Source organism: Segeticoccus rhizosphaerae (assembly GCF_005222685.1).
Classification (GTDB): Bacteria; Actinomycetota; Actinomycetes; order Actinomycetales; family Dermatophilaceae; genus Segeticoccus; species Segeticoccus rhizosphaerae.
Genome location: NZ_SWMA01000062.1, coordinates 1 through 10,596 on the forward strand (window position 1 = coordinate 1; position 10,596 = coordinate 10,596).

Annotated in this window: 10 protein-coding genes; 6 read left to right on the top strand and 4 right to left on the bottom strand. The window is 68.4% G+C overall.

The window, feature by feature from the left end; genetic code table 11:
- Positions 1 to 600 precede the first annotated feature (600 nt).
- Positions 601 to 1,389 (top strand): SDR family NAD(P)-dependent oxidoreductase, encoded by a 789-nt coding sequence (locus tag FCN22_RS20800; RefSeq protein ID WP_238384887.1) that lies wholly within the window; start codon positions 601 to 603, stop codon positions 1,387 to 1,389.
- Between the two features lie 21 nt (positions 1,390 to 1,410).
- Here FCN22_RS20800 and FCN22_RS20805 read toward each other — a convergent pair whose 3' ends face one another.
- Together FCN22_RS20805 and FCN22_RS22610 are read right to left on the bottom strand one after the other, a co-directional pair.
- Positions 1,411 to 4,005 carry an aminotransferase class III-fold pyridoxal phosphate-dependent enzyme gene (locus FCN22_RS20805; RefSeq protein ID WP_274381654.1) on the bottom strand — a complete coding sequence of 865 codons (2,595 nt, stop codon included), beginning with the start codon at positions 4,003 to 4,005 and terminating at the stop codon, positions 1,411 to 1,413.
- The gene (locus FCN22_RS22610) at positions 3,996 to 4,142 is read right to left on the bottom strand and encodes a hypothetical protein (protein ID WP_274381655.1); all 147 of its coding nucleotides are present in this window, start codon (positions 4,140 to 4,142) and stop codon (positions 3,996 to 3,998) included. The genes FCN22_RS20805 and FCN22_RS22610 overlap by 10 nt, the downstream gene beginning before the upstream one ends.
- Here FCN22_RS22610 and FCN22_RS20810 point away from each other — a divergent pair.
- The gene (locus tag FCN22_RS20810) at positions 4,141 to 4,764 is read left to right on the top strand and encodes a class I SAM-dependent methyltransferase (protein ID WP_137123485.1); all 624 of its coding nucleotides are present in this window, start codon (positions 4,141 to 4,143) and stop codon (positions 4,762 to 4,764) included. The two genes, FCN22_RS22610 and FCN22_RS20810, sit on opposite strands and share 2 nt — an antisense overlap.
- A 485-nt stretch (positions 4,765 to 5,249) precedes the next feature.
- On the opposite strand, the gene FCN22_RS20815 is transcribed toward FCN22_RS20810, so the two are convergent.
- The gene (locus FCN22_RS20815) at positions 5,250 to 6,194 is read right to left on the bottom strand and encodes an ATP-binding protein (RefSeq protein WP_162308287.1); all 945 of its coding nucleotides are present in this window, start codon (positions 6,192 to 6,194) and stop codon (positions 5,250 to 5,252) included.
- 675 nt (positions 6,195 to 6,869) lie between these two features.
- Between FCN22_RS20815 and FCN22_RS20820 the strand changes: the two genes are divergently transcribed.
- From FCN22_RS20820 to FCN22_RS20835, 4 genes are all read left to right on the top strand, one after another.
- On the top strand, positions 6,870 to 8,222 hold the full coding sequence (locus tag FCN22_RS20820) for a hypothetical protein (RefSeq protein WP_137123479.1): 1,353 nt from the start codon (positions 6,870 to 6,872) through the stop codon (positions 8,220 to 8,222).
- Positions 8,223 to 8,324: 102 nt separating this feature from the next.
- The gene (locus FCN22_RS20825; RefSeq protein WP_137123480.1) at positions 8,325 to 8,516 is read left to right on the top strand and encodes a hypothetical protein; all 192 of its coding nucleotides are present in this window, start codon (positions 8,325 to 8,327) and stop codon (positions 8,514 to 8,516) included.
- A gap of 6 nt (positions 8,517 to 8,522) precedes the next feature.
- Positions 8,523 to 9,497 (top strand): hypothetical protein, encoded by a 975-nt coding sequence (locus FCN22_RS20830; protein WP_137123481.1) that lies wholly within the window; start codon positions 8,523 to 8,525, stop codon positions 9,495 to 9,497.
- Between the two features lie 132 nt (positions 9,498 to 9,629).
- Positions 9,630 to 10,220, top strand: a complete 591-nt coding sequence (locus FCN22_RS20835; protein WP_137123482.1) for a hypothetical protein — start codon at positions 9,630 to 9,632, stop codon at positions 10,218 to 10,220.
- Between the two features lie 65 nt (positions 10,221 to 10,285).
- Here the strand turns inward: FCN22_RS20835 and FCN22_RS20840 are convergent, their stop codons facing one another.
- On the bottom strand, positions 10,286 to 10,489 hold the full coding sequence (locus FCN22_RS20840) for a hypothetical protein (RefSeq protein WP_137123483.1): 204 nt from the start codon (positions 10,487 to 10,489) through the stop codon (positions 10,286 to 10,288).
- Positions 10,490 to 10,596 lie beyond the last annotated feature (107 nt).

Here is a 10,596-nt window from a genome sequence, read left to right on the forward strand (position 1 = left end):
TGCCGATGCGGCGCCGCCTGCGAACGGGACAACACCTCCAACGCCTCACGCTGACCAGCCGACATCTGCAACGGGGAGGCGGGTGCACTCATGAATACCAGCCTACCAACACACCACCTACTTATTTGCGAGACACACCACTAGCAGCCGCGTTTGACGAGCGGTGCTGCGCTCGGCTGAACGCCGATCGGGTACCTCCGCTGCTACTCGAGGGACTTCGCCCTGCCAGCGGATCGGATGCCTGCGCGTTTCTCCGCGGAGTGGGGCCAAGATTCGCCGAGACCAGTGGGGTGGAGGAGTCGTGTCGTGACCGCCAAAGACACTGATGTCGATTGCCGGCCCAGATCAGCGCGGGTTTCGTCGAGTTTTCCCCAGATCCGGCGAGTCGTGGAGCAGTGATCCGCCGTCACCTCCTCGTCTTCGGTGATCGAGGCAAACCCAGCCCAACGCCAGCCAGGTCCTCGTCATGGCGGTCGAGGAGCCAAACGGGGCACGCGACCCAGTCCTCGCGATCGCAGCGACCGTGAGCCACCAGCAGCCGCGGCTGCCCCGGCCCGGCCGGACTCGACCAGGAGTACGGCATCTGGCAGCATCCGTGCCGTGGTGACGACGGGACTGGACCTGACCGGCCGGGTCGCGCTGGTGACCGGTGCGGGCAGCCCCACGGGCATCGGCTTCGCGGTATGCCGGCGGCTCGGTGCGCTCGGCGCCGCCGTGGTGCTGACCGCCACTACCGACCGGGTGCACGACCGTGCAGGTGAGCTGGCGGAGTCTGGAGTCCAGGCCACCGGCCTGGTCGCCGACCTCACCGATCCGACGGCTGCGCAGACGGTGGTCGCCGCCGTCACGAGCCGGTGGGACCGGTTGGACATCCTGGTCAACAACGCGGGGATGACCTCCGTCACCGACAGCGACGCGCTGTCCGGAGGCGTCGACGGGCTCGGGTACGACGAGTGGCAGCACAGCCTGCGCCGCAACCTCGACACCGCTTTTCTGACGACCCGCGCGGCCGTGCCTGTCATGCGCCGGTCCGCGTGGGGTCGGATCGTGATGGTCTCCAGCGTCACCGGACCGGTGATGGCGATGCGGCAGGACGCCGGCTATGCCGCTGCCAAGGCCGCGATGGTCGGGCTGACCCGGTCACTGGCCGTCGACCTCGCCGCGGACGGGATCACCGCCAATGCCGTCGCGCCGGGCTGGATAGCCACCGGCTCCCAGACCGACGACGAGCGGCGAGAGGGCCAGGTCACTCCGGTGCGCCGCAGCGGCACCCCTGACGAGATCGCCTGGCCGGTGGCGTGGCTGTGCACTCCCGGGGCGGCGTACCTGAGCGGCCAGTGCCTGGTCGTCGACGGCGGCAACTCCGTGGCCGAGCAGCGGGCGCTGTGAGGCCCGACTCGCACTTCGCGGTCACCGGAGCGCAGCCAGGGTGGCCGTCAGCGCGTCGGTGAGCAGGTCGACGTGCTCGTCCCCGAAGACCAGCGGCGGGCGGATCTTCAGGGTGTTCCGGCCGGGACCGGTGCGACCGATCAGCACCCCGCGCTCGCGCATGCCGTCCACGATCCGGCCGGTGCGCTGCGGGTCCGGCCGACCGGTCGCTGGGTCTACGACGTCGGCACCGACCGCCAGTCCCCAGCCGCGCACCCCGGCCACCTCGGCCCTGTCGGCGGTGACCTCGCGCAACGCCTCGACCAGGTGAGCGCCCACCGCGGCGACCCGGTCGACGACCCGGTCCTCCGCCAGCGTGCGCAGCACGGCGAGGGCGGCGGCGCAGGCGGCAGTACCGCCGCCGAAGGTGCTGAAGTAGTCGGTGCCTTCGAGGAATGGGTCGACGAGGTCGGCGGGACCGGCGACCGCGGCGACCGGGTAGCCGTTGCCCATCGGCTTACCGAGGGTCACCAGGTCGGCCGGCACGTCCCCGGCGACGAAGCTCCACAGCGAGTCGCCGGTGCGGCCGTGACCCGCCTGAACCTCGTCGGCCACGTAGAGGCCGCCCGCGTCGTGGACCGCGGCGGCCGCCGCAGAGGTCCAGTCGTGTGCCGGCCCGTGGATCCCGTCGCTGGTGAACACTCCGTCGACCAGCATCGCCGCCACGCCGAGTCCCGCGGCGTGCAGGTCCTCGGCCGCCTCGGGCACGGCGGACAACGGCCCGGGTGGCGGCTCGACCAACCGCATGTGGGCGGGACGGTCGGCGGTCCCCCAGCTCTCCGGCGAGAACGCGTAGGTGGCCTCGGTGACTCCGTGGTAGGCCCAGCTGGTGGCGATGCCGCCCGCGGCGCCGGTCGCGTGTCGAGCGATCCGCCAGGCCAGGTCGTTGGCCTCGCTGCCCGAGTTGACCAGCAGCACCCGGTCGAACCGGTCGGGCAGTGTCGCCAGCAGCCGCTCCGCGAGCTCGACCGGGGCCTCCTGGAGGTAACGGCTGTTGGTGTTGAGGGTCGCCAGCTGGGAGCAGACCGCGTCGACCACGGCAGGGTGGGAGTGCCCGAGCACCGGCACGTTGTTGTAGGCGTCGAGGTAGCGGCGGCCACCCACGGCCTCTAGGAACACTCCTCGCCCACCGACCAGGTGCACCGGCCGTGCGTAGCTCAGCTCCAGCCCGCCTAGAGACCGCGCCCGGGCGTCGAGCAGCTCCTCGGTGGCCCGGCGGGGGTAGGGAAGCCCTCCTCCGCCGTACGACGGCCCGGGCGTGCCGGTTCGCAGGGCGGTCGTGAACCGGCCCGTCAGAGCGTCCAGCCCGACGTCGAGCATTAGCCCGAGCTGGTGGTAAGCCTCGTCGTCGATCTGCGGTGCCCAGCCCTGCTCACGAGTCCGCCAGGCGGTGATCAGGATGGCCGCCGCGTTGCGGGCGGCCATCAGGTCGGCCACCAGCGCCAGCTCGCCCGGTTCGAGCGGGGTAACCGAGTGGTACCCGGCCAGGAACTCCGGTACCAGCTGGAGACCGTCCTCCCGACCGCTCAGCCCGTCGGAGGCGGCGACCGCCACGTCGCAGACCAGCGCGGTGTGAGTCATGTCCCCGAAGTCGGTGATCCCGGTGATCGTCGAGGAGTCGTCGACGAGCACGTTGCCCGGGGCGAGGTCGTTGTGCACGACCTGTGCACGCAGCGCCGCCAGATCCGGGACCACCCGGCGCTCGAAGCGGTCGAGCACCGCCTCGACCGTCGGCCGCCGGCCCGCGTCGACCGCGGACAGCCATGGCCGCAGCTGCGGCAAGCGCCGGATGTCCCAGGCGATCGGGTACGCCGCGGCCGGGTGCACGAAACCGCGCAGCGCCCGACCGAGCCGGGCCGCCGTGCGGCCCCAGTCCCGCAGCTGGGCGGGGGCTAGGTCTGCCGGCGTTGGATGCCGGCCCTCGAGCCAGGTCATCACCCAGGCCAGGGAACGGCGGCCGTCCCGGCCGGTCACCTCCAGCCACCCCCGCCCGTCCTGCGTGGGGACGACGTCGGGCACCGGCAGGTCGGGATCGACAGCTCGGATATGGCGCAGCGCCGAGCGCTGCAGGTCCAGAACCGCCTCCCCGTCCGCCGGGTTGTACACCTTGAGCAGGTAGCGACCAGCGACCGTGTCGAGCCGGAAGTTGCGGTCCCGCTCGCCATGCAGCGGCGTGAGCTCGCCCGCCAGGCCCCAGGAGCTGCCAAGGCACGCGTGCAGCACGTCGAGGTCCGGATCGGGTGCGGGCAGGCAGAGCGGGTCGTTCGTCGTGGCGGTCACCGGGCCATTATCGCGGCCGCCCCGGCCCGAGGCCCGCTCCTGCTCGAGCAGGTCGATCACGGTGGCGGCCGGCAGGGGCCTGTGCAGCGGCGCAGCGTGCTCTGCGCTGCTGCCGGCCAACGCAGCCCGGAAGGCGTCGTCGGCACCGCTCTCGGGACATGCGGCGAAGGCCGTCCCCAGCCGAGCCGCGACCGCACCGAGCTCGATCATCGCGCGCACGCCGTGGCCGTCCATGACGCCACCTGCCGCGACCACGGGCAGGTCGGGGCGATCCGCGAGAAGGCGGGTCAGCGCCACGGTCCCGAGCAGGTCGTCCTGGCCGTCAGGGTCGAAGACGCCGCGCCCCCCGCCTCGAAGCCCTGGGCCACGACGGCGTCGACGCCCGCCCGGTAGGCGGTCGCGGCCGACAGCGCCGCGGCTAGGGTCAAGCACATGCACGAGCGCATGCGGTTCGACGACGAAGCGGCGACGTGGGACGACGACGCGAGCCACGAGGAGCGACAGGTTGCGGTGGCCCGGGCCATCGAGGAGGCCGTGACCCTCGGCCCTCGGATGCGCGCTCTCGACGTCGGCGCAGGCACCGGTCGGCTGAGCATCTTGCTCTCCGATCGGGTCGGCTCTGTTGTCGTGACCGACCCCTCGGCTGGAATGGTGCAGGTAGCACAGGAGCGGATCGAGGCGGCCGGACTCAGTGACCGCCTGCGCGCTGTGCAGGTAGACCTCACGACAGAGCCGCTCGGTGGTGCCTACGACGTGGTGTGGAGCTCCATGGCGTTGCACCACGTTCAGGACCTGGATGGGCTGCTGCGGTCCCTGGCGGGGCTCCTGGTCAAGGGTGGTTGGCTGGCCATCGCGGACCTTGACGAGGATCCCGACGGCGCCTTCCACGCCGAGAAGGTCGACTTTGACGGACATCACGGATTCGACAGGCAACGCCTGGCGGAGCAGTTGGCCGACGCCGGATTCGCCGAGGCCAGCTTCGTTGACGCCAGCACCATCCTCAAGGGCGACCGCGAGTTCGGCGTGTTTCTGTGCACGGCGACCAAGGGTGCATGAGCCCAGCGGAGCTGGCTGAGTGGGACAAGAGGTTCCGTGCGTGGCAGCCTTCGATCCCAGGCCGCTGCGTCAACATTGTGAGGTGCCCCATTCCGCCGCGATCCGCCCTTGTCATTGGGGCCTTCCACCGAGCGTCGAATAGATGCGCGCAGATCCCGTCGAACTCGACGCGCCGCCGCCAGGTCGGTGCGCTCGCGAGGTACTCGTGGGGACTGCTCCCCCGCCGCACTCTCCCACATGATGGGTGCGCCGCATGCCTCGACAAGCCCTGGCGCTGCCGCCACCGCTTCCACTTCGCCCGTGGCGTCGACCAGCAAACCGCTGGCCCCATGAGCTGATGGCGCAAGGTACGACCGGTGACGAGCCGCGGGTGGTCGTCGATCAACTCGGGGCTGCTGCTCGAAGGCGGTGTGAGGTTGCTGAGGCAGGATCGCGATGCTCCACAGGCGCCGGTTCGGTGCCCGTGCAGGACTCCTCGTGTCCGCTCACTGCCTGGCGGGCGGGTGAAGCATTGATCGACCAACGGGTGACGTCGCCGACTCGAGCACGAACCACACGGTCATCCCCACAGCGTCCAGCTCCGAGCCCCACCTGCTCGAGAACGCGTCCACCAGCTGAAGCCCACGACCGTGCACGGCCAGCGGATCCACCCTGACGTTGCTGGGATCGACCACGACGGTCGAACCGCCGTCGCGAACGGTCGTGGTCAGGACGCCGCGGTCGAGCACGACGCGAACCTGGCAGCCGGCATCGGTGTGGATCATCGCGTTGGTGACCAGCTCGCTCAGGCACAAGATCGCGTTGTCGACGGTGTCCTCCTCGACGCCCCACGCTGCGAGGGTCCTCCGCACAAAGCGGCGTGCCTCGGCGACCGCCCGAGGGTCTGCGGCCAGCGAGCGGGTCGCCGCGTGGGCGCCCTGCGGCACCGCCTCGGCGCCGAGGGATCTGCCGGCGTGAGTGCTGGCCCGCTGGACCCGGCGCAGGTCAGCGCCCAGCCGTGCCCCCAGATCCTCCAGCTCGGTCCGTTGTGGATGGTCGAAGCGCTGCGGGGTGTCGAAGAACAGCGCGTATGCGCCCAGGACCTGGCCGGCGGCGAAGATCGGGACGGACGCGAGCGCGTGCGTCTTCGGGGTCTGACGGTCCGTGAACGCCCGATAGCGGCAGGCGAGGTCCTCCAGCGAGCCCACCACCGCCTCGCCGGTGCGCACGGTGTGGTTCAGCGGCACATCCTCGTAGGCGTCGACCTCACACCATTCGACGCGGCGCTGCTGGTCGCGGTCACTCGCGGTAAACAACAGCCGTCGCCCACCGCCCTCGGCCAGCGCCAGCCCCGCCCGATGGACACCCGCCACGCGCCCGAGCCGCGCAAGCGCAGCCCGCGCCCACGCCTCCCCGCCAGGGACTGGCCTGCCCACCACCGTGTGCGCCACCGCGTCAGGATACGTGGACACTCGACTCGACCCGCCCCACGCGGGGACTCAAAGCTCAGGACGATACGACGAGCAGAGGGGGGACTTTTACTTGGCCACCAACGGGGACTTCACCTGGCCACAGTGGACACTTTTTCATGGCGCGGGACACGCTCCTAGCCATTCGTGACTAGTCAAAGGGGATTTTCTTCTGGTTCTCATTAACTATCGCGGGACGGAGTTCGTAAAGATTCGCCCTAGAAGGGTGGCTGGGTCTGTCCTTGCAGGCTTTCGCGGAGCAGTATTGCTGGTGGTGGAAGGGGCGCACCGAAAGTAGCATCGCTTGCCGATTCTGTTGAGCGGAATCGTGCGCCGGGTCGCGTCACGTGGCGCTCTGGATCTCGGTGGTCCTCGAACGAGTCCACTGGCGAATTCTTTGGCGGAATGGGGTGGTACATGGCTTCGTTTAACACGTCTCGATGGCTGTCCTGCTCTGGTAGTTCGTTCCAGGTGGAGGTCTCGGGCCGGTTTACACATCTCGGGTAGGTCGCGCCAGGTTGGCGTGACGCGTGTCGGCTCGGCCCAAGCAAAGAGCAGTATTGGCAATTGCGGGCAGTGTCGACGACATTCTTCACGATCCATTATTCGGGCTGCTTAATCGAGCATGCCCACAATTCCCTTTCGTGACGGAAAGGCTTGGGCCAACAGGGTGACTTCAGTGCGCCCTGGACCAGAGGCTTCGCTGTCGCGGAAAAGAGCATTTTTCCTGAAAGGAAAGTCATGACGTCAGTGGACGATCAACTGTTCGGTCAGACCTATCAGCAGATCCTGTCCGGGGTGCTGGGTGGCGAGAGCGAGAACTTCCAGCTCATCTATCCCTATCTGGACTGGTGGTGGCCAACGGCGCCGAGCGGGCAGATCTCGCCGCAGGCCCTGAGCCTGTTGAACTCCGTTCCCCAGTGGTCAGCGGTGGGCCAGTTCGACCCGTCTGGCGCCACACTGCTCAACGCCTACCAGCAGACGCTTCAGCACGTGAACCCGACGATCCCCCCGGACCAGCAGCAGGCGGTAACCAACGCGCACAACCTTCTCATCGCGGCACAGAACCAGCGCCAGAACGATCTGACCGCACGCAACCAGGCATGGTCTCAGGCCAACGCCAATCTCCCGGCCGGCGTGCCGCCACCGGTGTGGACCGAGTGGGAAGTGCAAAGCGGCTGGGCGGGCACGCTGGCCAAGGACGCCGAAGCGAACGCGACCGCGCAACGCAACTACGCCCAGGCCGTCGGACAGCAGAGCCCGACCCTGACCAGCGCCCTGGCCGCCGCGACCCCGCCCGCGACGCCCAGCACGATCACCTCCGGTTGGACGACGGTCAACCAGGGCGACGGGTCCTTGGTGTCGGCACCGGCCTACTCGATGAGCACGAGCAGCGGTCAGGACTGGGTCAACCTGCTCTCGCAGGGCGGCGGTAACCAGGTCACGATCAAGATCGGGCAGGGTCAGGGCAGCTACGACTTCAGCAAGTCGTGGGCCGGCGGGAACGCCAGTGTCGATTCCTTCTTCTGGGGAGTGAGCGCGGGCGGCTCTTGGCAGGAGTGGGACCTGGACGAGTCAGACCAGTCGGTCTCGGCCACCATCAACCTGACCGCAACCAAGGTCATGGTCTCGCCGGGTAACTGGTACAACGGCGGTTACCTCAAGACACTCGCGGGGACCGGTGAGTTCTACAGCCCCTGGACCGCCACCGGCGGGGCGTCGCCGATCTTCGGCAAGGGCGGCCTTCTCCCGCTGCAGGTCGTCGCCCTGGTTGCCGGCTACCAACCCTCGTACGAGATCACGATGAGTGCCAGCACGTACAGCCAGCACGTCGAAAAGTACGAGGCGTCCGCTGGGATTCGCATCGGCCCCTTCCGCTTCGGTGGCAGCGGCGGACACGAGTCGAACACGATCGAACGGGGTGACTCGACCACCAGTTTCAGGGGCAAGTCGACGGCGACCTACCCGTTTCTGATGGGGATCGTCACCGCTCAGCCGGGAATCTCCTAGGCACCCCGCACGGATCTCCCTGGCCCGGGCTTCGACGCTGAGCGCCTGGGGGTCAGGGGCTCCGCCAGATAGTCACGCAACACTCACGAACAGGAGAACTTCATGGGCAGCCATGACAAGACGTGGCTCGTCGCCAACGGCGGCGACGGCGGGAGATACTGGGCGTACTGCAGGAAATACAGCGACGTGTTCGAGACCGCTTTCAAGGCCCAGGTGCGGGCGCGAACCGGTGATTGCCGGACGGTTCACTGGTCATCCAGTGAACCCAGTAACGGCACCGAGATTGAGATCTGAGTGTCGATGACGTCACCGGCGCTGGCCGCGTTCGCCGAAAGTCTCGCCACGAGACTGGCCACCGACCTCGGTGCCGCGGCCACGCCGATGACGTCCACGATGCAGCTCCTGATCCCCTCGACCTCATGGAACTGGCCGACCGATGCGAACGGCACCAGCTCGGCGGCTCTGTACGACTTCTGTTCGTGGGTGCCAGCATCCGACTCCTCCGGCCTGCCGTTCGCGCCTTCACCGACCCGGTTCAGCGACGGCTACAAGCTCTTCCTGCGCTGCCTGCAATCTGACGAACTGACGACAGCGGCCCGCGTGGCATTCCAGGACGACACCTTCTACACCACCGTCTTGTTCGCAGGCTCCGGGCAACCCAGGATGCCCGCCTGGAACATCTCACAGTTCCCGCAGACCTGGCTGGCCGACGTGGCCGGTGGGTCATCAACAGCGGGCACCATCCACGTCAAACTGCCGGCCCAGGGCGAGCCGCAAGGCGGAACCGGCGGACCGACCTGCTTCGCCCTGGTGTCACCCGAGGGCGCCGACACACCGATACCCTTGGGCGCCGGCCAGGGACAATCGGTGGACATCCACGCCGACGCGTGGGGGCAGATCTCGGTCCGGCCATCGGGGTGGTACGACGGCGCGCTCCTGACCCTCAAATCCGGCGGCCCGTTCCTCACCGGCAACGCAAACACGTTCTTCGGAGCCGACGGCATCCTGCGAAACATCCTCACCGGATTGTGCGTCGCGCTAAACCCCACCATCACCGCGTCAGTCACAGCAGACTTCGCCGCCAGACTCCACCAAGCTCAACGACCCGGGTCGACCCTCCGGGTGGCAGGACTCCACTTTGACACGTTCGAAACCAGCGCCGATACCACTCGAGCCGAAGCCACGACCCGGCTCACTGCCTCCTCGGCACCTACCCAACCGCACGCGGTGATAGTCGGGGTCACCATCGCATCCCTGACCAACCACGCCACCTGAGCGCGCCAGGCCGCGGAAGCTGGCGCGTGCTGAAGGCCGCCCTGAACCAATCAAGAAGACTCTGACTCCCCTGACAGGGCGGGCCAAGCGGCCTACCGTTGCCGTATAGGCAATGAAGTTCTTGGGGCAGCCATGACTCGTACGCACAATCGTCTGGTCCGATCTGTTGCATGCACGCTGCTTGCTGTTGGGTGGCTCGCCGGCTGTGGCAACCCCGAGCAGTCTCCGGCCAACAACCCGTCCGTGGCGAGGCAAGCGTCCACCGCGCAGACACGCACCACTGTCAGTGGTGCTTCCGTAACTCAAAAGTCAAAAGCAGCCGCAGAGGCGAAGGCCACCAAAGCGGCCCAAACGCAAGCGAAGGCAGCCGCGCAAGCCAAGGCGAGGGCAGCCGCGCAAGCCAAGGCGAAGGCAGCCGCGCAGGTGAAGGCGAGAGCAGCCGCGCAAGCCAAGGCAAGAGCAGTCGCGCAGGCGAAGGCAGCCGCGCAAGCCAAGGCGAGAGCAGCCGCGCAGGCGAAGGCGAGAGCAGCCGCGCAGGCCAAGAAGCTGGTGCCGCCGCAGAGAGCTGTGCACACGGGCTGCTTTCCGAAGACCAACGGCGGAAACTGCTACGAACCGGGTGAGTTTTGCCGTAAGTCGGACCGCGGCCTCGTCGGCATTGCAGGAGACCATGTGGCGATCGTCTGCCGCGACAACGACGGCTTGCGTTGGGAACCTCGATAATCCACGAACCGCAGGCCCGGGTTGTCTGGGACGCCAGCACCGGGACGCAGCGGCGGGATGGATGTCTACGAGACCTTACGCAGCACGAACGCTAATGCCGCCGTGAGAGCGACGGTCTGGGCCAGCCGCCCGGGGCTGAACGGGGACAACCCCACGAAGGCGGCCACGGAGGTGCCGACGCCCTCGATCGGCCTGTTGGCGGAGGGAACCTCCTCGACGTAGACGCCCGGAGTCAGGTAGGTGCCCTTGTGTTTGTCCTTCTCGCCCATGGTGACCTCCGTGGACCAAGGATGTACTAGCCTCACCGTTTCATCGGGTTGGGTGAACGGGCGGGCTCTGGGCGGCGGCGGGGTTCGGGGGTGCGAAGCTGGGTCAG